The sequence below is a fragment of the Xanthomarina spongicola genome (assembly GCF_003148645.1).
In the GTDB taxonomy this organism is placed as follows: Bacteria; Bacteroidota; Bacteroidia; order Flavobacteriales; family Flavobacteriaceae; genus Xanthomarina; species Xanthomarina spongicola.
Window position 1 is genome coordinate 751,580 of record NZ_QGGP01000001.1, and the last position, 20,546, is coordinate 772,125.

Genomic DNA, 20,546 nt, shown 5'->3' on the forward strand with positions numbered 1-20,546 from the left:
CATGAAAAAAATATTATTACCAACAGACTTTTCTGATAATTCTTGGAATGCAATAAAATATGCGCTTCAATTATTTAAAGAAGAAACTTGTACGTTTTATTTATTAAACACGTATACTCCAATTGTTTATCATGTAGAATATGTTATGGTAAGTCCTTCGCAATTTGGACTTGCAGATGCCATTAGAGAATCGTCCATAAAAGGTTTAGATACTATAGAAAAACAAATAAAAGAAACTTTTAATAATCCCAAACACAGCTTTAAAAAGAGAGCTTCATTTAACACATTGATTCTTGAAATTAAAGAGTTAGTTGAAGAAAAAGGAATAGATTATGTAATTATGGGAACTAAAGGTGCCACAGGAGCAAAAGAAGTATTATTTGGTTCAAATACAGTACAAGTGTTTAAGCATGTAAAATGTCCAGTTTTGGCTGTTCCAGACGAATTCGAGTTTGAAGCGCCTAAAGATATTTTATTCCCAACAGATTATGAAATTAATTACCAAGACAAGCAAATAAAACCTATAGTTGAAATTGCGAAACTGTTTACTTCAAGAATCAATGTGTTACATGTATCTTATGGAACAGATTTATTAGATGAACAAGAACAAAATAAGGCTAAATTAGAAACTTATTTTAAAAAAGTAGCCCATTTATTTCATGAAGTTAGTAAACAAGATATAACAGATGCTATTACCAATTTTCAACAAAAAGCACGTATTAATTTATTGATAATGATAAATAATAAGCATTCTTTTTTCGAAAACTTATTTTTTAAATCGACCATTAATCAAATTGGTTTTCATCTAAAAATTCCTTTTCTGGTTATTCCTTCAGATAAAAAGAATAAAATAGAGATTTAGTATTAATAATTGCTTTTGTATTTAGGTCATTTTTAAATTTAATTTATGGAACAACATATAGAAGTCATTAAATCTTCAGGCGAAAAAGTGAAGTTTTCATTAGAAAAATTAAGAGCTTCTTTAAATCATTCTGGAGCAGATAAAAAAACAGTAGATCAAATAATTGACAAAGTTCGAGACGAATTATATCAAGGTATTTCAACTAAAGAAATTTATAATAGGGCTTTTGCATTATTGAAAAAGAAGAAAAGTTATTTTGCTTCAAAATATAAACTTAAAAAAGCCATTTATGAGTTAGGTCCAACAGGTTTTCCATTTGAAAACTTTATAGCTACTATTTTTAAATATACTGGATATAAAACAGAAGTTGGAAAAATTTTACAAGGCAAATGTGTTACTCACGAAATAGATGTAGTAGCATATAAAAATGGAAACACAACCATTGTGGAATGTAAATTCCATAGCGAAGAAGGTAGGAATTGCAATGTTAAAGTACCTCTCTATATAGCATCAAGATTTAAAGATGTAAAAGAGCATTGGGATTCTAAACCTAAAAAAACCAAATTAAATTCGGGATGGGTTGTAACTAATACACGATTTACTGAAGATGCTTTACAATATGGAAAATGTATAGGATTAAAGTTATTAAGCTGGGATTACCCAAAAGAAGATGCACTAAAAAACATTATTGATAGATTGGGTTTATATCCAATTACAGTTTCTACCTTATTAACAAATAGAGAAAAACAGTTCTTATTAAGTAGAGATGTGGTTTTGTGTAGAGATTTGATTGGAGATTCTTTTTATTTAGATCATTTAGGTATTTCAGATACAAGAAAAGAACGCATTTTAAATGATATAATGCAGTTGTGTAATCCTTAAGAATAAAATCATGGAAAAATATGCAAGAATTAATTTTTTAGGTGCTTCTGGAGTTGTTACTGGGTCTAAATTTCTTTTAGAAACTTCCGAAAAAAATATCTTGATAGATTGTGGTATGTTTCAAGGTCTTAAAGAGCTTAGAGAGTTAAATTGGGTAGATCTTCCTGTAGATGTTGAAGAAATAGATATTGTTTTGTTGACTCATGGACATTTAGATCATGTAGGTTACTTACCAAGATTATTAAAACAAGGGTTCCAGGGGAAAATTATTGGAACAGCACCTACATTGGCTATTGCAGAAATTATATTAAAAGATAGTGCTAAAATTCACGAAGAAGAAGCCGAAAAAGCCAATAAGGAAAAATACACAAAACACAGTCCTGCTTTACCATTTTATACAACTCGGGAAGCCGAGAAGACTATAAATATGTTTCAGGTAGAAATGCATGACAAATGGATTAAGTTGTCTGAAAACATATCTTATCGATTTCAATATAATGGACATATTATTGGAGCCACTTTTATTGAATTAGATATTAATGGCAAACGATTTGTGTTTTCTGGAGATATTGGGAGAACTAACGATTATCTTTTAGATGATCCAAAAAGGCCTGAATGGGCAGATTTTTTATTTATAGAAAGCACTTACGGAAATAAACTCCATCCAGAAGAAGATATTGAAACTCTACTTTCTAATTTAATAAAGGAAACTATTTACAAAAAAGGCAACCTTATTATACCAAGTTTTGCAGTTGAAAGATTACAAACATTAATGTACATTTTGTGGAAACTTTATAAGTCGAACAGAATTCCTAACATACCTATTTTTATTGATAGTCCAATGGGAAACAATGTACTTGATGTTTTTAAACACTTTCCAAAGTGGCATAAACTTTCCGAAGCAGACTACAGAGCTATGTGTAACCATGTTAATATTATTCAATCTTATAAAGAAACCTGGGAAACCATAGACGATAAACGTTCCAAAATAGTTATTGCAGGAAGTGGCATGGTTACTGGAGGTAGAGTGTTAACTTATTTGCAGCAACTTATAGATGAATCTTCCACAACGGTTCTATTGGTTGGTTATCAAGCCGAAGGAACGCGAGGTAGACAATTGCTTGAAGGTGCACATGAAATTAAATTCTTTGGAAAATATTATCCTGTAAAAGCTACTATAAAACACTTAGAAAGTTTATCGGCTCATGCAGACCAAGAAGAATTATTAAATTGGATGAGCAACATAAAAAACATTCCTGAAAAAGTTTATTTAATACATGGAGAGTCTATGGCTTTAGATGCTTTTAGAGTAAAAATAAAAGATACGTTTAAATGGAATGCAACCATTCCAAAACTTACAGACATTGAAAAAGTAATGTTATAAAATTAAAGTTTTTATTATGCAAACACACATAGAATACAAAAGTTTTAATAGAGAGAAATCTACTGAAGAATTGCAGTATCATGTACTATTGTATGCAGAAAGTCTTCAGAATTTAAAAGAAGAATTAATCTTCTTGCAGTTTTTAGTAAATGCTCAAATTTATAGGCCTAAAATAATGAACCTATTTGAAAATCTTGAGCAGTTTAAAAAAGAATTAGAGAAATGTATTCAAAAATCAGATAAATTGATAATAAAAGTTAATTCTCATAAGAGTCAAATTGCTAATATAATTGAATGCGATGAGCTTGCTTGTGATAATTATTTTATGAATTTGCACAACGAAATAGAACAAAATATCCATCAGTTTATTAACCAAGCATTAATATTAAAATCGAGAATTTTTAATTATTTACAAGGTGTTATTCAAACAGAATAGATTGTTTAATAAGTAAGGTTTTATTGATATTTTTTATTAACTATGAAATATAAGTAATGGGACTTTTAAATCTTGGCTTATCTTTTTTGTAGAAGACCCTCCAAAAAAACGTTCAAAAGCACTTTCTTTTTGAACTAGTAAAGTAACTAAGTCTATATTGTTAGTTTGTAAATAACTATCAACTGTAAAATGTATTGGTACATTGCTTATTTTATGATAAGTATGCGACTTGTTTTTTAATAAGTTGTCTATATTCTCTAGGTCCTTTTTCTCTTCTTTAGAAGTTTCATTTTTTGGGTTAATACGTAGTATGTGCAAGTTGCTTTTGTGTTTTTTTACAAACTTATGTAGTTTTAAAAATCCACGACTACTCAATGAGTCAGTCATATCTAGAGGCAGAAGAATATTTTTAGGTTTTCTAAAGTTAAAACCTTCAGGAATAGCTAATGTTGTGCAGTCAACTTTTCTAATAACTTGAAGCGTATTGCTTCCAAAAACAACTTCTTTAGCTCCTGTGGCTCCATTAGTGCCCATAACTATAAGTTCTATTTTTTTAATTTGAATAATTTGGTTAATGGCTTCAGGAAGAGAATCATAATCTACAATAGATTCAAAAAGGTAAGATTCATTTTGAAATTTTGTTTCAAGAGTTTTTACATATTTATCTAGTTTCTGTTTTGTTTTTTTAACTAGAGAATCGTAAACACTTGAATTACTATTAGAAATTAAATCGCTAGTAGTATATCTTGAAGTTTTTTGAGTGTTTAAAACATAAAATACACACGTTTGCTTTTCAAATAATTGTAAGGCATAATTAATAGCATTTTTAGAATTCTTAGAAAAATCTGTTAGTAAAAGAACCTGTTTCATTTTTTCCATATTTTATGAATAAAAATATCAAAAAATTAAAGGATAAGCTATGATATAAATCATAATATGCTAGTTATATATTGATTCATTAAGAATAATAACAAAAAAAGACCCTCAATTTAAGAGAGTCTTTTTTACTAATTTTATTTAGAACTACTTAATTAGTGAGCTCCTTTTACAGCCTTAGCAGCATCATCAGCAGCTTTGTCTACAGCTTTTCCAGCTTTATCTGCAGCATCACCAGCAGCATCAACAGCGTTATCTACTGCATCACCAGCAGCATCAGCAGCATTTTCTACAGCTTCACCAGCAGCATCAACTGCGTTATCTACAGCTTCACCAGCATCTTCCATTGCTTCTTCAGTTGCGTCAGCAGCATCTTCCATTGCATCTTCAGTTGCATCAGCAGCGTTTTCAATTGCGTCTTCAGCAGAATCAACTTTTTTCTCATCTCTACAAGAAGTAAATACAAGACTTAAGCTCAATAATAATACAGTACTTAATAATAATTTTTTCATTAGTTTAAAGGTTTTAGTGTTATAATTAGTGTTTTTAAAATAATTAACAAATTTAATAACTAATTGTCAAACATCGTATATGTTTTATTAACAATTTTTAACATTTTTTAAGTTATTATGCTAAATATTCTCTCTATCTACGTAAATAAGACATGATTTGGACTACGGATCCTGTATTATTTTTTATATAATTAGAATTATTTTTACCCGAATCCTCTCTAAAATCTGTGTTTTTTATAAGTAAATTTAATGTATCTTTTAGATTATCAGCATTTTTAATGGAGTACATGCCTTTGTTTTCTATCATGGCTTTTGCTTCTGGAAAATGTTTAAAATTTTCACCTATTATAATAGGAACTCCAAAAACTGCTGGCTCCAAAGTGTTATGTAATCCGGTTTTTCCAACAGCTCCACCTACATAAGCAATGTTAGCATAGCTATAAATTTTAGAAAGCAGACCAATAGTATCTATAATTAATACCTGGAAATCTTCTAGAGAAGCGTTCTTCTTCTCAGAAAATAGAATCGTTTTTTTATTTATAGACTGTTTTAGTTTTTGAATTTGAGGAGCATTTATATTGTGAGGAGCAATAATAAATTTTAAATCATTATTTTCTAAGGAATTTATATAATCTACTAAAAAAACATCGTCTTCTGGCCAAGTGCTTCCTGCCACTAGACATAGTTTATCGTTTTTAAAAGCTTGAATAAAACCTAAAGTGTTGTCTTGGTCCAACTGACTATAAACACGATCGAATCTAGTGTCTCCAGAAACAGTTACTTGATTGTAATTAATATTTTTTAATAAAGATTTTGAATGGACATCTTGAGTGAAAATATGTTCAAAAGCAAACAAGGCATTTTTCATAAAACCACCATACCATTTAAAGTATATTTGATTATCTCTAAATAAAGCAGAAATTAAAACAGCTTTTAATTGCCTCTTCTTTAATTCGTTTAAAAAATTTGGCCAAATATCATATTTAACAAAAATGGTTAATTCTGGATTTACTAGGTCTAGAAACTTTTTTGCATTGGTTTTGGTGTCAATTGGAAGGTAAACTACAACATTTGCAATGTCTGTGTTTTTTCTTATTTCGTAACCAGATGGAGAAAAAAAAGTAAGTACTATTTTATGGGTAGGATAAGTTTTTCGTAATTCTTTAAAAACAGGAAGACCTTGTTCGTATTCACCTAAAGAAGCACAATGAAACCATAACGTCTTATCAGATTTAGAAATCTGACTTTTAATGATGTTAAACGTGTCTTTTCTTCCAGTAACACCAAGTCTGAGCTTATGGTTAAAGATTGAAATAAATTTCAACACCAATTGGGTTATGTTTATCCCTAAATTATAAATTACCTGCAATTTTGAATCTTTGTTGCTAAAATACACTTCTTTGATAGAATTTCATTGGTTAACGTTTACGAATTTTGTAATTTTGTGTAGTATGAAAAAAATTCAAATGGTTGACCTTAAAGGTCAGTATAAAGGTATAAAAGATGCTGTTAATCCTGCCATTCAGGAAATTATTGAAAACACATCTTTCATAAATGGACCTAAGGTTCATGAGTTTCAAAAAAATCTTGAAAATTATTTAGGAGTCAAGCATGTTATTCCATGTGCAAATGGAACAGATGCTTTACAAATAGCTATGATGGGATTAGGGTTAAAACCTGGAGATGAGGTTATAACTGCCGATTTTACATTTGCAGCTACTGTAGAAGTTATTGCCTTATTACAATTAACACCAGTTTTAGTTGATGTTAATCCAGACGATTTCAATATAGATATTGAAGCTATAAAAAAAGCCATTACTCCAAGAACGAAAGCCATTGTTCCTGTACATCTATTTGGTCAATGTGCCAATATGGATGCTATTATGGAAATTGCAAAAGAACACAACCTTTTTGTTATTGAAGATAATGCTCAAGCAATAGGTGCTACTTACACATTTAAGAATGGAAAAAAAGCGAAAGCAGGAACCATAGGTCATGTGGCGTCAACGTCTTTCTTTCCTTCAAAAAATCTAGGATGCTATGGAGATGGTGGAGCTATTTTCACTAACGATGATGAGCTGGCACATATTATAAGAGGGATTGTAAATCATGGCATGTACGAACGTTATCATCATGATGTGGTAGGAGTAAATTCTAGGTTAGACTCTATTCAAGCTGCAGTTTTAGATATTAAACTGAATCTTTTGGACACCTATAATAATGCAAGGAGAGAAGCAGCCAATAAATACAACGAAGCTTTTAAGGATATAGATAAAATTACTACGCCATTTGAATATGGTACACCAGACAACCATGTATTTCATCAATACACTTTAAAATTAAACGGAGTGGATAGAGATGGACTTGTTAAGTTTTTAAATGAAAACGACATTCCTTGTGGAGTATATTATCCAATCCCATTGCACAATCAAAAAGCATATCAGGATTCACGTTACAATGAAGCTGATTTTAAAGTTACAAACCAATTAGTAAAAGAAGTAATTTCTTTACCTATGCATACTGAATTAGATGACGAACAAATTGCATTTATTTCAGAAAAAATCATTCAATATATAAATGGCTAAAATTTTAGTTACAGGAGGTTTAGGTTTTATTGGGTCTCACACAGTTGTTGAACTTCAAAATAAAGGATTCGAAGTAGTAATTATTGATAATTTATCTAATTCATTAATTAGTGTTTTAGAAGGAATTACAGCAATTACTGGTAAAAAACCAGAGTTTGAAAATTTCGATTTAAAAAATAAACAAGGACTAAAAGAGTTTTTTGAACGTCATAATAATATAGATGGTGTGATTCATTTTGCTGCAAGTAAAGCTGTAGGAGAAAGTGTTAATGAACCTTTATTATATTACGAAAACAATATCAATACCTTAGTTTATTTACTTCAAGAATATAAAAATAGATACATAGCTAATTTCATTTTTAGCTCTTCTTGTACAGTTTATGGACAAGCAGATACATTACCAATAACAGAAGAGGCTCCAGTAAAACCAGCACTTTCACCTTACGGAAATACCAAACAGATAGGAGAAGAAATTTTAAAAGATGTCTGTCATGTTAATCCTCAATTTAATGTTGTTTCATTAAGGTATTTTAACCCAATTGGAGCTCATGAATCTTCCCAAATTGGAGAATTGCCTCTTGGAGTGCCACAAAATTTAGTGCCATTTATTACACAAACAGCTATAGGTAAAAGGAATGAACTATCTGTTTTTGGAAACGATTATCCAACTCATGATGGAACTTGTATTCGAGATTATATTCATGTAGTAGATTTAGCTAAAGCACATGTTATAGCTTTAGAAAGGTTATTAGACAAACAGAATAAGAAGGATTTTGAAATCTTTAATCTTGGAACAGGAACTGGAAGTTCTGTGTTAGAAGTTATCAAGTCTTTCGAACGTGTTTCAGGAGAAAAATTAAATTATAAATTTGCTCAAAGAAGAGCAGGAGATGTTGTTTCTGTATATGCAGATACTAAAAAAGCAAATCTTGAATTAGGTTGGAAATCTAAATTAACATTAGATGATGCTATGCGTTCAGCTTGGAAATGGGAACAAAAACTTTCTAAATTATAAAATTTGGGAATATTCATTCAAAAGACCATTATGTTAACAATCTGATAATGATATGTGGATTCTGTTGAATAATCAAAAATAATATATTGATTAACAAGGTTTTAGCTTTATTTTCTTGGTGTTCCATAATGATTTCCGTTACTTTGTAGCTTAAATGATAACGGAAAACATGAAATTGATTACAGTTCAAAGAGAAACAATTGAAGAGAAAAGGTACACACCTAAAATGGGAGAACTATTTACAAAAGTGACTTATATAAAGAAAGCTTTTTTAAGTATTCCCATTAAAACAATTCACAAATATCGAGAAACCTATTATGGTGAAGTTAAAGATTGCGAAGCTTGCAGTCTAGCAAGATAAAAAAATAAAAGCCTCTTAATAGAGGCTTTTTTTATGCATTTTTTGTTTCTTTTCCTTTTTTAAATCCTGCAAACAAAAGTAGTCCAAGTCCCAGCATAACCGACATGTCGGCTAGATTAAAAATACCAGTTCTAAAGACTCCTCCTAAATCAATATGGAAAAAATCTGTAACAGAACCATAGACAATTCTATCATAAACATTTGCTATTCCTCCACCAACAATACAACAGAACCCTATTAAGGATAATTGATCTAATTCTTTGTTTTTAATAATATGAATAGTCACATATCCTAAAACAAGAATAGGTAAAGCTAATAAAAAAATAAATCTTAATGTTGGATTTAAATCGCTTCCCATTCCTAGAAAAGCTCCAGAATTTTCCACATTATGTAATGTGAAAAAATCTCCAATAATTGGAGTCTCGCTTCCTGGTGTTACGTATAGGCGAGTTAAAACTTTAGAAATCTGGTCTAAGGCTATATTTAATACAATAAGAAGGACAATAAAAGTGTTTCGAGATAATTTCATTAAGCTTCTTTAGTATAATTAGCCGAAGCTGTTTGTGCATCTCTATTTATTTTCTTAACCAAACCTTGCAATACATTTCCAGGACCAACTTCAGTAAATAAAGTAGCTCCATCTGTAATCATTTGTTGAACAGATTGTGTCCATCTTACAGGAGCTGTTAATTGAGAAATTAAATTGGTTTTTATTTCTACAGCATCTAAAACTGCAGAAGCAGTTACGTTTTGGTAAATAGGACACTGAGGTTTATTGAAAAACGTATTTTCTATAGCAGCAGCTAGTTCTTCACGTGCAGGTTCCATTAAAGGTGAGTGAAAAGCGCCACCAACAGGAAGTACTAAGGCGCGTCTAGCTCCTTCTTCTTTTAAAGATTCGCAAGCTCTATTAATAGCATCTATTTCTCCAGAAATAACAAGCTGTCCAGGACAGTTGTAATTTGCAGCTACAACAACTCCTTCAGTTGTTGCACATACTTTTTCAACAATATCATCATCTAATCCTAAAACGGCAGCCATAGTACTAGGCTGAAGCTCGCATGCTTTTTGCATGGCTAAAGCACGTTGGGAAACTAATTTTAAACCATCTTCAAAAGTTAATGTTCCATTTGCTACTAATGCTGAAAATTCTCCAAGAGAATGTCCTGCTACCATATCTGGTTTAAAACTGTCGCCTAAAATTTTAGCTAAAATAACCGAATGTAAAAATATTGCTGGTTGCGTAACTTTTGTTTCTTTTAAATCTTCAGCAGAACCTTGAAACATCACATCTGTGATGGAAAAGCCCAAAATATCGTTGGCTTGTTCAAATAATTCTTGTGCTAAAGTTGATCCTTCATAAAGGTCTAAACCCATTCCAGAAAATTGTGCTCCTTGACCAGGAAATATATATGCGTTCATATGTGTATCTATTTTAGTGTTGCAAAAATAGGAATAATTTTTTTAGATGATAAGTTAGCTTTGTTTTGTTTTTATAATCCAATAACTGCTGCTTCAGCACAACGCTCTCCATCCATGGCTGCCGAAACAATACCTCCAGCATAACCACCACCTTCACCACAAGGAAACAAACCTTCAACTTCAGGATGTTCTAAATTTTCATTTCTAGGAATACTTACAGGTGATGAGGTTCTACTTTCAACACCAACTACATTGGCTTCTGCTGTGTAATAACCTTTCATTTTTTCACCAAATGCTTTAAATCCTTGACGTAAATTTCCGCCAATGAGTTTTGGTAAAAGAGAATGTAAAGGAGCCGATTTTAATCCAGGTTGATAAGACGTCGAGTTTAAATCTGAAGATAATCTACCTTCTACAAAATCTGTTAAACGTTGTGCAGGAGCAGACTGAGTTCGTCCTCCAGCAGTAAAAGCCAAACGTTCTAAATCTTTCTGATATTCTAAACCTTTTAAAACACCAAAGTGTTCGTATTTAGGAAAATCTCTTTCTACATTTAATTCTACTACTATACCAGAATTTGCAAATTGGTTGTTTCTTCTAGATGGAGACATGCCATTTACAACTACTTCGCCATTGGCAGTAGCAGCTGGAACTATAAAGCCTCCAGGACACATACAAAAGGAATACACACCTCTATTGTTTACTTGTTGTACCAAACTATAAGAAGCAGCCGGAAGTAACTCGTCTCTTTGTCCAGAGCAATGATATTGAATGGAATCGATTATGTGTTGTGGATGTTCTACACGAACTCCCATTGCAAAGGATTTAGCCTCCAAAGCTATTTTCTTTTCATGTAACAAGTAGAAGATATCTCTTGCCGAGTGTCCAGTTGCAAGAATCACACGATTTGCTGAGAGTTCCTCGCCATTAAGTAACTGGATGGCTTGAATTTTATTGTTTTTGATTTTAAAATCGGTTACACGAGTTTCAAAACGCACTTCTCCACCATATTTTAAAATGGTTTCACGAATATTTGTAACCACTTTTGGGAGTTTGTTAGTGCCAATATGTGGATGAGCATCAACAAGAATTTGGTCTGTAGCTCCATGAAAAACTAGGTTTTCAAAAATGCGTCTTACATCGCCACGTTTTAAACTTCTAGTATACAATTTCCCATCGCTATATGTTCCTGCTCCACCTTCGCCAAAGCAGTAATTGGAATCTTCGTTAACAAAATGGTCTTGATTGATAGCTTTTAAATCGCGACGTCTGTCTTGCACATTTTTACCTCTTTCTAAAACAATGGGTTTAAAACCTAACTCGATACAACGTAAAGCAGCGTACATACCTGCTGGACCAAAACCAATAATATGTATGGGTTTAGCTTTAGAAACATCTTTATAATCGAAGGTGTATTCTGATGTTTCTGGAACTGGTTCGTTAATGTAAACAGCAACCTTATAGTTTAAAATTATTTTGGGCTTGCGTGCATCGATAGATTTTCGAAGCACTTTAATGCCAGAAATTTTATCTCTGGACATGCCTAAGTTTTCAGCAGATTTAATTAAAAGAATATTTGGAATTTTTTCCTCTTTTAAACTAATACGTAACTGAAGATCTTTTATCATGTGGCAAAATTAAGGAATATTAAAATAAATAAACACCCTAAACCAGATTCATGATTTAGGGTATTTTGAAATTGTTTAAAAAATACTAATCTTCTAAATTTAAACTTTTAATATTATCGTTATATACACGATCTATTAATATATGTCTTGGGTCAATTGCAGCTTTAACAGGTAGTGAATCTAATTGAACTGTGATTGAGGATTTATCTTTGTTAAATTTCACGCGTTGTTGTTGGTATAGCCTGTTCTCATCATTATCCATAAAGAAACCAATATCAATCCAATCGTTAATGGCAACTTTTGTTTCGTTACCAAGACTATCCGATTTCACTTTTGAACTTTCAATTTCCATGGTTACTTCAAACTTACCATTGTCTAAAGTCTTATATGTTGCATCTATTAATCTATTGTCATAAAGAGTTATTTCTTTAAACCAATCTTTAATTATATAGTTTAATGAATCTGGTACTTGTGGTTCTAAATATCGTAAGAAGTCATATGAACTTGGATAAGGAGGTCCATTGTAACGGTATTCTTCTAGAAAGCCTTTCATTGCAGTATTTACACTTTCTTCACCAATATAATCTTGTAACGCATATAAAATAACACTTCCTTTTCCATAGTGAATATAGCCTTGATTTTCTACTTGGTATAAAGGCAATTCTTTTTCGCGTTCACCACTTCGTCCACGTAAATAGCGATCGTGATTATATTTTAGAAATTCTCGCATTTTCATAGGATTTTCATTAATGCTTTTTAAGGTCATTAATGCAGAATATTCAGAAAAGGCTTCACTAAGCAAAGTGCTCCCTTGCATATAGGCTCCAATAACTTGATGTGCCCACCATTGGTGAGCCATTTCATGCGCTATGACTTCATCGACAATATTGTTTTCAGTTTCGTCTTCTAAATTGATTATAAAACCAATGGCTTCAGAATAAGGCATTGTTCCTGGGAATGCTTGTGCAAAAGAGGCATAACGTGGAAATTCTATAATACGACATTGCTTATGAAAATATGGTCCAAAATTTTTGGTGTAATATGCTAATGAGCGCTCAATAGCATCTAACATCATTTCTACGTTTTCAGGATGCTTTTTATCATAATAGATTTCAAGATCTATACCATTCCATTTTCGTCTTGCTATTTCAAAATCAGCAGACATAAATGAATAGAAATTTAATGAAGGTGTATCGGTTTTGTAATGATAATAATTTCGTCCGTTTTCTTCCCATTTTTTTAATAATGAACCTGGAGCAATTGCAGTTTGGTCTGCTGAAGTTGAAATTACAGTTTCAACATTTATAAAATCAGATTGCCCATTAAAAATATAATTACCCATATGCAAATCAGTAACACCATCTGTAAGTTCTGGCATTCTTTCTTTTTCAGGAAGGGCATATTTTTTACGTGTGTTTTTATCGGCTAATTCATAACCATCATTATAACCCATAGTTGGTAAAATGGCACTATTATTAAAGAACGTACCATTTTTTACAATCATTGTATTCCCTTGTCCATTACTAAATCCTTTTGTAATGTATTTATTATCTACTGTCATTGTTATTTTTTCTCCAGGTTGTAAAGGAGGACTCAATTTGTAGATTGTAAACAAATAGGTTGTGTCTTTGTAAACGACCTTTGAATTAGGTATAATTAACTTGGTGTCCCAACCTTCGTTATTATAAAAATGAAGTGAATCAATAGGTTTATCAGAGGCATTAGTTAATTCTAAATCGGCTTTGACATGAATATCTCTTTTATTAGGAAAAATATCTATGTAATACTTAGCATCTGTAACTTTAGGAGATATAATATCTCTATACTTACCATATTTTTTTTCGTAATCTGCAGATAATTGCTCTAGAGTTTCATTAGATAAGTAAGGATTTAAAACTTGTGTGTTATAGTATACAAATGCTGTTACACCTAACCAAGCAACAGCTGTAATAATTATAACACTTCTATAACTTTTCGGTACTTCTTTTCTTGCTGTTTTTATGCGACTCCACAATGAGCTTTTAGAACCTCTGTTCCATAGAGTACCAGCAATTAACAATCCTAAAAGGGATAATAAAATCCAATATAAATTAAACCAAAGTGTGCTTTTTAGACCAGGTCCAAAGGCATTCATATCTGAATAGAAAACAGAAGCACTTCCTCCAATATTTACCATATTAGAAGTGATATCTAATATACTTAAGATAATACTCCAAACTAATAACACTAAAATAGATATAAAGTAACCAATGTATTTATTACTTGAAAGTACTTGAATCATAATCATGATACCTCCAAACACGATGTAAAGCGCAAGATTTTCATACAAGAAATCTAATAAATATACATCTAATTCAATACGTGTGAATCCATGGAGAAGTTGATAAACAATGGCAACACCAATAAAAAATAAGTTTAAAATTGAAGTAATACAAACTAATGATAAAGCTTTTGCAGCCATTGATATAAACGACGTATGTGCAGTAGCATCTACAACTTCATATATTTTATTGTCCCTATCACGCCAAATTAATTCACCACTAAAAAATATGAGAATAATTATGGTAAAGATGTTTGTGTTGCCTTTAATTGAGTCAATAAGTTTGTAGGTAAGTGGATAGGACTGAAGTCCAAAATATTCAAATCCAGCACTTAAATCTGCAACTAAAATAATAATACAGAATAAGAATAATATTTTAAAAGTGACACTTTTTACGATGCTTAAGAAGTTGGTGTAAAAGAAGCTCTTGAATTGAATCCAGTTCGTATTGGCATTAAATGAAGGATTTAATTTTGGTAAAGTAAAAACCGTTTCTTTTTCCGATTTAGATACTTTCTCCTTCTTAATTTTTTTATTTTTCTCTTTAAAAGAAAAACTAAAATAAGAGATTAATAAAATAATAATTCCAACACTAGTCCAGATTAATCGATTCCAAAACAGTACACCAGAAAATCCAGGACTAACTGTGTTTTTTTCAGCAGGTGTAAAATATTTGGTTTCAATAGCGTAGGTGTTAATACCGAATACATCTGATAAAGCAGCAATGGTTTCGTTATCAACATCAGACATTAGCGAACCGGAAACTATGTAAGTTATAATAATTAACAATCCACCTACAAAAGAAATAACTGTGCTTTTCCATTTATTTGCCATGGCAAAAATGACAGCTCCAGCGAGAAACATGTTTGGTAAGACAAACAATAAGTAGTTGTTTACAAAGGTTTCAATGTAAAATGGACCAAAGCGTTCTACATCAATCCATCCAAAAATTGTATTCATATAAGTACCTATGAGAACACCAATAAAAACACCTATAAGTGGTAAAGTTGAAACGACTAAAGCGCCAAAAAAACGACCAAAAAAGTATCCTGATTTGCTTAAAGGGGTTGTAAATAGAATTTCATTAAACTCATTATTATGGTCACGTAAGGCTGCATTATTAAAAAAAGCAACAGCCATTAATAAACTAAATATGCAAAAAATAGTCACATGAAGTGTAATTGTATATGGCGAATTTCTATAGACATTACCAATTGCTCCTCCAACTTGTACATTATCACTAACTGTTGCAAAGAACTCCATTAATGCTAAGAAGAATATAAAAATGTACACCATTGGTTGTCTAAGTGTATATTTTAATTCCGATAAAAAGAATGTTTTAAACATGATTAAAATGGTTAGTAAAGATTAAACAAGTACGTTAGATGTGTTGATTTTAGAAAAGAAAACATCCTCTAGGTTAGGTGTTACTTGTTCAAATCCATTTTGTGGATTTTCTTCACTATATATGTGAATTAGAGGTCTTCCAGCAACCATTTTGTTAGAGATAATTTTGTACTCGTTCGCATAGGTTTCAAGTTCGTCTCTATTCACAATTTTTTGGAATACTTTACTTCTTAAGTCATCAATTGCGGTTTGTGGAGATCCATGAAAAACAATTTCTCCCAAGTTCATTATGGCCATATTCGTGCATAATTCTCTTACATCGTCAACAATATGGGTTGAAAGTATAACTATAACATCTTTGCCAACATCGGCAAGTAAATTATAGAATCGGTTACGTTCACCAGGATCTAAACCAGCAGTAGGCTCATCAACAATAATTAATTTGGGGTTTCCTATAAGTGCTTGAGCAATACCAACGCGTTGTTTCATACCACCAGAAAATCCTTTGACAGATTTATTGCGCTTGTCGTATAAATTAACTTTGTCGAGTAAATATTTTACCAACTCTTTTCGTTCTGATTTATTTATTATGCCTTTTAAAATAGCTAAATGAGTCAATAATTGTTCGGCAGTAATTCTTGGATAAACACCAAATTCTTGAGGTAAATAGCCTAAGACTTTACGTAATTCTGCTGGTTGATTTAGAATGTCAATATCATCTAAAGTGGCACTTCCAGAATCGGCATCCTGAAGTGTTGCAAGTGTTCGCATTAATGATGATTTTCCTGCGCCATTTGGTCCTAAAAGACCAAACATGCCGTTCTCTAGTTCTAAACTAACATTGTCTAATGCTTTAACACCATTAGTATACGTTTTTGATAAATTACTGATTTTTAATGTACTCATTGAAAAGCGATTTTTGGTTGGTTAATGTAAATAAGACGACATATAACAAAAAACGTTACATGATAGCTGTTGTCTCGACAAGATACTACTTTATATAATTAGACGTAATTTATAGATAAATGGTTGCCTGAATGAAGAATGAAATACCTGTAATTAACCTTAGTGTATTGAATGCATTTTTAGTAAAATGTAATATTTTATTATTTGTTAGATAAAAACGCTTCTATAGCTTGATAGTAAATTTCTGGTTGCTCCAGCCAACCATAATGAGCGCATTTATCTATAAAAACTAATTGAGAATTTGTTAATAGTTCATGTGCTGATTTAGCAATGGAAACATCCATAACGTCTTTCTTTCCTTGAATAATTAAAACAGGTTGTTTAAAATTTTTATAAGCTTCAGTACAATTAAAATCAATGGCTCTTATATTTTGCCAGATCAAAGTATTTATTGTTCTGTTTCCTTGAGTTAAACGTTCTGCTATAATAGGCGTATGCTTTTTATCATAAATATAAGCTGGAGCTAAATATTTTCCCCTGTTGTATCTAGCTTGATACGTTGTGTCTCCTTGACTAATTTGTCTGTTCCAATAGTTTAGAGAATCACGTTCAGTTTGACTAAGCTTAGATAGTAAGTTTAGATTTCGTGTGATGCTTAAATCATAACCGCCAGAACCAGAAAGTATTAAAGCCTTAATGTTTTCAGGATGCTTAGATACATAATATGATGCTAACATTCCACCAAACGAATGCCCTAAAACAATCCATTGTTCGAATTTAAAGTGATTACGTATAACTTCAATATCGTCTACCATGAAATCCATAGTCATGGTTTTAGTACTGACTTCAGAAATAGAAGAATTTCCTGTTCCTCTTTGGTCGTATAAAATAGCAAGGTTATTTTTACCTAATTCTTCAGCTAAAGACGTAAAGCCTTCACTATTCATTCCAGGTCCACCATTGATAATTAGAATGGGTTCGCCTTGGCCATAAGTAGTAATATGTAAATTCCCATCTGGAATTGGAATGTTATAAGTGGATTGTGCTATTCCATTAAAATAAACCGAAAGTAAAAGAAACACATATATACATTTGTTTGTCATGTTATTGTGTTTGTTCTTGTAACTGAATATTTTTGGTTTGTCTATTTTTAAGAATTTTGAGATATCTCAAAGCATTTTTGTCTTCGTAATCTGTGTATGATTTAGAAGCCCATGTTATTGCTGATTCCAAATCACCATTTATTTCGTTAATAATAGCCATGTTATAGCATGCTCGACCTGCAATTTTTCCTTTAGGATTGTTCAGTTCCTGTTCCCATAATTCAGCAGCACCATCCCAATCACCAGTTTGTGCACGACGTTTACCTATTTCAAAATTGTCAGTGCCTTTTACATAATATTGTCTGGTTACACGAATTTTAAATGGATAGGTTCTATACATATAATCTTGACCAATTTTAGTGCTTTCTTCTAATAGTGCTTCTTTTCTACTAATAATGGCTTCTATAGCTTTACTAGGATTAATACCTTTACCTATAGAAGTAATCCATCTGTCAGTAACTATTTCATCTCGAATAATTTTATTGACATTATCATAAATTCGAAAACCAGCTTTTATATTTGTATTTATTGTTGCTTCATGCTCAATCATAGGTATTGGAATACCAAATGCATTTAGTTGTTCAACAGTTCTAGTTTTGTATGAGATATTTGCATCTGTATCGTAAAAAGATAAAGTAACAATAGCATCAATACTATTGTCAACACATAAATTATTTATGGTTGCCCATGGTAAAGCACTTGGAAAGATTCCTAAGCCTGGATTCTCTATTTTGTCAGAAGAAATTATTTTTACAACATTATAATCATCGTCTTTTTCTAATACATCTTTAATACTTTGAATGGTATAATCTGCGCCTTCTATATCGAGATTCTTACCTTCAATAGAAAGTATTTGATCAATATTATCAAGCGGTTTGTTTTTGTCTGAAGCTTTACTTCGGTTTAAAAGGCCTATGTTTTTAAGCGTAGATGGAATATAAACAGGAGCAGGTTCTGTGACACTCATGGTTAAGTTATTCATAGATTGGCAAGAAAAAAGAAGTATGCCAATTAACAGTATGATTGTAAATATGTTAAAACGAAACTGTTTCATATCGATTAGATTTGGGATTCTAATACTTGCAATGTAGTAAATTTTAATAAATTACTATTTTTTAACTTCTCGAATAGGTTATGAATGAAAAGTTGTATTGATGTTTTTCATCTTTTGCATGGAAGCTATTGTTTGTTTCTTTCCAAATATTTAAATCTATTTTTGGAAAAAAAGTATCTGCATCAAAATTTTCATGCACTCGAGTCAGTTCAATTTTATCAGCAAAAGGCATGGCTTGTTTATAGATTTCACCTCCACCAATAACAAAAGGTTGTTTGTCTGATTTTGAAGCATCAAATGCATCTTCTAGATTATTTACAACAATAACACCACTTGGTACTTTATAATTGTCTTGCCTAGTTATAACAACATGTGTTCTGTTTGGTAAAGGTTTTGGAAAACTCTCAAATGTCTTCCTTCCCATAATAATATGGTGACCATTTGTAAGCTCTTTAAAACGCTTTAAGTCGTCACTTAAATGCCAGATAAGTTGGTTGTCTTTTCCAATGGCATCATTTTCTCCAGCTGCAACAATGAGTGTAATTTCAGATTTTTTAGAAACTTTTAAAGGTCTTTTTATTTCGGCAGGTAACGGATACTCTTTTTCTACTTGTTGTTGTAGTTCTGCAATGCGTTTTTTCTGTTTAGCAACCATGCTATTAAGTTGCTTTTCCTCCCAGTTTTTACTTAATAATTTTGAAGTTACAAACACATTAAATACATGATAAATGAAGATAAATAACCAAGCTAAAATGGCAAAGACAAACCAATTAATTCCAAAAAACGTGACGTCTTTACCAATATTAAGAACTAGATTGGCGACAATTAAAAAAACAGCGCCAATTAAGAATACAACAAAGTGCGCATACAAACGTTTTTTTTGCTTTATGCGTTTTTGAGCAGTTTTAATTAACTCTAATTGCTCTTTGTCTATTTGAGGAATCTCTTTCTTCTTGCCGAACATAATGTGTTATTATAATATGTAAAGTTAGCATATTTCTAGGGATCTTTAGAAATAGATGGTCATTAAAATTTGCATTTCAGTTTCTACAGGTTTTCCATCTTTATAACCTGGTTCCTTGAATTTTGGCATTCGTTTTAAGACATTTATGACCTCGGCAGCCATTTCTTTTTTATGAGCTTTAGCTGTAATGTTTTCAGCTTTTCCTTTTTTATTTATAGTGAAATTTACCAAGAATTGAGTGGATTTATCTAAAGGGAAAAGCTTGTCTGCTAATTCATAATTAACGCTTAATTTAATATAATCTGCAACTTTGTTGGTAGTACATTCTTTTAAGGCCTCGTAATTTAATGTTTCATCGCAGTTTTTGTAGACTGGAAATTTGTCGGGTTTTTCTGATTTAAGGTTAGTTATTTTAAATTTTATTGGCAAAAAATATGGCACTCTCACAGGTTTGCCATCTACATAACCTGGCTTTAATTTTGGTAGTAATTTAATTGTACGAATAGCTTCGATTTCTAACTCAGGATATGGAGATCTAGCTTTAATATCTATTATTTCTCCATTTGTAGATATTTTAAAAAAAAACAGAAATTTTTACTATAGTCTCATCTGGTAAATTTAATTTATCAGCCACTCTCACATTAAAGTTTTTAGCAATGTGACTATTCATTCTTTCATTAAAGCACTCTTTTAAAGCCTGATTCCCCATGTTTTCATCACAACCTTTATAGATTGGAACACGTTCTACTAAAGCAAATGACACATCATCTGAATCGTTAGTGTTTTTGGGAATTATTGTTTCTTGAGAAAAAGCAAATAGACTAGTTGCAAAAAAAAGAAGTATTAAGTTGTATTTCATGTACTGGGTTTTTATTAAATAACACCAATT

Annotated in this window: 20 protein-coding genes and 1 pseudogene; 7 read left to right on the forward strand and 14 right to left on the reverse strand. The window is 31.1% G+C overall.

Annotated features, from left to right (window positions below; all coding sequences use genetic code 11):
- Position 1: 1 nt before the first annotated feature.
- From LX78_RS03410 to LX78_RS03425, 4 genes are read left to right on the forward strand one after another with little or no spacing between them, the layout of a single operon-like run.
- Positions 2 to 862, forward strand: coding sequence for a universal stress protein (locus LX78_RS03410; RefSeq protein WP_109681220.1), 861 nt, complete (start codon positions 2 to 4; stop codon positions 860 to 862).
- 45 nt (positions 863 to 907) lie between these two features.
- Positions 908 to 1,744, forward strand: coding sequence for an ATP cone domain-containing protein (locus tag LX78_RS03415; RefSeq protein ID WP_109681221.1), 837 nt, complete (start codon positions 908 to 910; stop codon positions 1,742 to 1,744).
- A gap of 10 nt (positions 1,745 to 1,754) precedes the next feature.
- Positions 1,755 to 3,128 (forward strand): MBL fold metallo-hydrolase RNA specificity domain-containing protein, encoded by a 1,374-nt coding sequence (locus tag LX78_RS03420; RefSeq protein ID WP_109681222.1) that lies wholly within the window; start codon positions 1,755 to 1,757, stop codon positions 3,126 to 3,128.
- Positions 3,129 to 3,144: 16 nt separating this feature from the next.
- Entirely contained in the window at positions 3,145 to 3,564 is a 420-nt protein-coding gene (locus LX78_RS03425) for a hypothetical protein (RefSeq protein ID WP_109681223.1), read from the forward strand.
- A 36-nt stretch (positions 3,565 to 3,600) separates the two neighbouring features.
- Here the strand turns inward: LX78_RS03425 and LX78_RS03430 are convergent, their stop codons facing one another.
- From LX78_RS03430 to LX78_RS03440, 3 genes are all read right to left on the reverse strand, one after another.
- Positions 3,601 to 4,434 carry a universal stress protein gene (locus LX78_RS03430; RefSeq protein ID WP_109681368.1) on the reverse strand — a complete coding sequence of 278 codons (834 nt, stop codon included), beginning with the start codon at positions 4,432 to 4,434 and terminating at the stop codon, positions 3,601 to 3,603.
- 161 nt (positions 4,435 to 4,595) lie between these two features.
- Positions 4,596 to 4,952, reverse strand: coding sequence for a hypothetical protein (locus tag LX78_RS03435; protein ID WP_109681224.1), 357 nt, complete (start codon positions 4,950 to 4,952; stop codon positions 4,596 to 4,598).
- A 133-nt stretch (positions 4,953 to 5,085) separates the two neighbouring features.
- A complete protein-coding gene (locus LX78_RS03440; RefSeq protein ID WP_342766611.1) occupies positions 5,086 to 6,279 on the reverse strand; it encodes a 3-deoxy-D-manno-octulosonic acid transferase in 1,194 nt (397 codons plus the stop codon).
- Between the two features lie 124 nt (positions 6,280 to 6,403).
- Between LX78_RS03440 and LX78_RS03445 the strand changes: the two genes are divergently transcribed.
- The 3 genes from LX78_RS03445 to LX78_RS03455 all read left to right on the forward strand — a co-directional run bounded on the left by LX78_RS03445 (position 6,404) and on the right by LX78_RS03455 (position 8,913).
- Positions 6,404 to 7,537, forward strand: a complete 1,134-nt coding sequence (locus LX78_RS03445) for a DegT/DnrJ/EryC1/StrS family aminotransferase (RefSeq protein ID WP_109681225.1) — start codon at positions 6,404 to 6,406, stop codon at positions 7,535 to 7,537.
- Complete coding sequence (gene galE, locus LX78_RS03450; protein WP_109681226.1) at positions 7,530 to 8,552, forward strand: UDP-glucose 4-epimerase GalE; 1,023 nt, start codon at positions 7,530 to 7,532, stop codon at positions 8,550 to 8,552. Before LX78_RS03445 ends, galE begins: the two co-directional genes overlap by 8 nt.
- 169 nt (positions 8,553 to 8,721) lie before the next feature.
- Positions 8,722 to 8,913 (forward strand): hypothetical protein, encoded by a 192-nt coding sequence (locus LX78_RS03455; RefSeq protein WP_109681227.1) that lies wholly within the window; start codon positions 8,722 to 8,724, stop codon positions 8,911 to 8,913.
- A gap of 31 nt (positions 8,914 to 8,944) precedes the next feature.
- Here the strand turns inward: LX78_RS03455 and lspA are convergent, their stop codons facing one another.
- The 11 genes and pseudogenes from lspA to LX78_RS03505 form a co-directional block, all read right to left on the reverse strand.
- Positions 8,945 to 9,442 (reverse strand): signal peptidase II, encoded by a 498-nt coding sequence (gene lspA, locus LX78_RS03460; protein ID WP_109681228.1) that lies wholly within the window; start codon positions 9,440 to 9,442, stop codon positions 8,945 to 8,947.
- Complete coding sequence (gene fabD, locus LX78_RS03465) at positions 9,442 to 10,335, reverse strand: ACP S-malonyltransferase (protein ID WP_109681229.1); 894 nt, start codon at positions 10,333 to 10,335, stop codon at positions 9,442 to 9,444. The genes lspA and fabD overlap by 1 nt, the downstream gene beginning before the upstream one ends.
- A 71-nt stretch (positions 10,336 to 10,406) precedes the next feature.
- The gene (locus LX78_RS03470; protein ID WP_109681230.1) at positions 10,407 to 11,963 is read right to left on the reverse strand and encodes an NAD(P)/FAD-dependent oxidoreductase; all 1,557 of its coding nucleotides are present in this window, start codon (positions 11,961 to 11,963) and stop codon (positions 10,407 to 10,409) included.
- Positions 11,964 to 12,048: 85 nt separating this feature from the next.
- Entirely contained in the window at positions 12,049 to 15,630 is a 3,582-nt protein-coding gene (locus LX78_RS03475; protein ID WP_109681231.1) for a M1 family aminopeptidase, read from the reverse strand.
- A gap of 21 nt (positions 15,631 to 15,651) precedes the next feature.
- Complete coding sequence (locus LX78_RS03480) at positions 15,652 to 16,536, reverse strand: ABC transporter ATP-binding protein (RefSeq protein WP_109681232.1); 885 nt, start codon at positions 16,534 to 16,536, stop codon at positions 15,652 to 15,654.
- Between the two features lie 200 nt (positions 16,537 to 16,736).
- Positions 16,737 to 17,639 carry an alpha/beta fold hydrolase gene (locus LX78_RS03485; RefSeq protein ID WP_109681233.1) on the reverse strand — a complete coding sequence of 301 codons (903 nt, stop codon included), beginning with the start codon at positions 17,637 to 17,639 and terminating at the stop codon, positions 16,737 to 16,739.
- 1 nt (position 17,640) lies between these two features.
- Positions 17,641 to 18,606 (reverse strand): DUF6340 family protein, encoded by a 966-nt coding sequence (locus tag LX78_RS03490; protein WP_245881461.1) that lies wholly within the window; start codon positions 18,604 to 18,606, stop codon positions 17,641 to 17,643.
- Between the two features lie 148 nt (positions 18,607 to 18,754).
- Positions 18,755 to 19,657 (reverse strand): dihydrofolate reductase, encoded by a 903-nt coding sequence (locus LX78_RS03495; RefSeq protein ID WP_109681235.1) that lies wholly within the window; start codon positions 19,655 to 19,657, stop codon positions 18,755 to 18,757.
- 45 nt (positions 19,658 to 19,702) lie between these two features.
- On the reverse strand, positions 19,703 to 20,098 hold the full coding sequence (locus LX78_RS03500) for an energy transducer TonB (RefSeq protein ID WP_245881462.1): 396 nt from the start codon (positions 20,096 to 20,098) through the stop codon (positions 19,703 to 19,705).
- Between the two features lie 27 nt (positions 20,099 to 20,125).
- Positions 20,126 to 20,245: pseudogene (locus tag LX78_RS15035) on the reverse strand (energy transducer TonB); the annotation flags it as partial.
- Positions 20,232 to 20,516, reverse strand: coding sequence for a hypothetical protein (locus LX78_RS03505; RefSeq protein ID WP_109681237.1), 285 nt, complete (start codon positions 20,514 to 20,516; stop codon positions 20,232 to 20,234). The gene LX78_RS03505 and the pseudogene LX78_RS15035, both read right to left, overlap by 14 nt.
- Positions 20,517 to 20,546 lie beyond the last annotated feature (30 nt).

Excerpts from the sequence above, each read along its gene's own strand:
- LX78_RS03490 (WP_245881461.1), bottom strand. The coding sequence starts at position 18,606 with ATGAGTGTCACAGAACCTGCTCCTGTTTATATTCCATCTACGCTTAAA.
- LX78_RS03470 (WP_109681230.1), bottom strand. The coding sequence starts at position 11,963 with ATGATAAAAGATCTTCAGTTACGTATTAGTTTAAAAGAGGAAAAAATT.
- LX78_RS03410 (WP_109681220.1), top strand. The coding sequence starts at position 2 with ATGAAAAAAATATTATTACCAACAGACTTTTCTGATAATTCTTGGAAT.
- LX78_RS03415 (WP_109681221.1), top strand. The coding sequence starts at position 908 with ATGGAACAACATATAGAAGTCATTAAATCTTCAGGCGAAAAAGTGAAG.
- LX78_RS03505 (WP_109681237.1), bottom strand. The coding sequence starts at position 20,516 with ATGAAATACAACTTAATACTTCTTTTTTTTGCAACTAGTCTATTTGCT.
- LX78_RS03455 (WP_109681227.1), top strand. The coding sequence starts at position 8,722 with ATGAAATTGATTACAGTTCAAAGAGAAACAATTGAAGAGAAAAGGTAC.
- LX78_RS03480 (WP_109681232.1), bottom strand. The coding sequence starts at position 16,536 with ATGAGTACATTAAAAATCAGTAATTTATCAAAAACGTATACTAATGGT.
- LX78_RS03495 (WP_109681235.1), bottom strand. The coding sequence starts at position 19,657 with ATGTTCGGCAAGAAGAAAGAGATTCCTCAAATAGACAAAGAGCAATTA.
- LX78_RS03430 (WP_109681368.1), bottom strand. The coding sequence starts at position 4,434 with ATGAAACAGGTTCTTTTACTAACAGATTTTTCTAAGAATTCTAAAAAT.
- fabD (WP_109681229.1), bottom strand. The coding sequence starts at position 10,335 with ATGAACGCATATATATTTCCTGGTCAAGGAGCACAATTTTCTGGAATG.
- LX78_RS03435 (WP_109681224.1), bottom strand. The coding sequence starts at position 4,952 with ATGAAAAAATTATTATTAAGTACTGTATTATTATTGAGCTTAAGTCTT.
- LX78_RS03485 (WP_109681233.1), bottom strand. The coding sequence starts at position 17,639 with ATGACAAACAAATGTATATATGTGTTTCTTTTACTTTCGGTTTATTTT.
- galE (WP_109681226.1), top strand. The coding sequence starts at position 7,530 with ATGGCTAAAATTTTAGTTACAGGAGGTTTAGGTTTTATTGGGTCTCAC.
- LX78_RS03420 (WP_109681222.1), top strand. The coding sequence starts at position 1,755 with ATGGAAAAATATGCAAGAATTAATTTTTTAGGTGCTTCTGGAGTTGTT.
- LX78_RS03475 (WP_109681231.1), bottom strand. The coding sequence starts at position 15,630 with ATGTTTAAAACATTCTTTTTATCGGAATTAAAATATACACTTAGACAA.
- LX78_RS03425 (WP_109681223.1), top strand. The coding sequence starts at position 3,145 with ATGCAAACACACATAGAATACAAAAGTTTTAATAGAGAGAAATCTACT.
- LX78_RS03445 (WP_109681225.1), top strand. The coding sequence starts at position 6,404 with ATGAAAAAAATTCAAATGGTTGACCTTAAAGGTCAGTATAAAGGTATA.
- lspA (WP_109681228.1), bottom strand. The coding sequence starts at position 9,442 with ATGAAATTATCTCGAAACACTTTTATTGTCCTTCTTATTGTATTAAAT.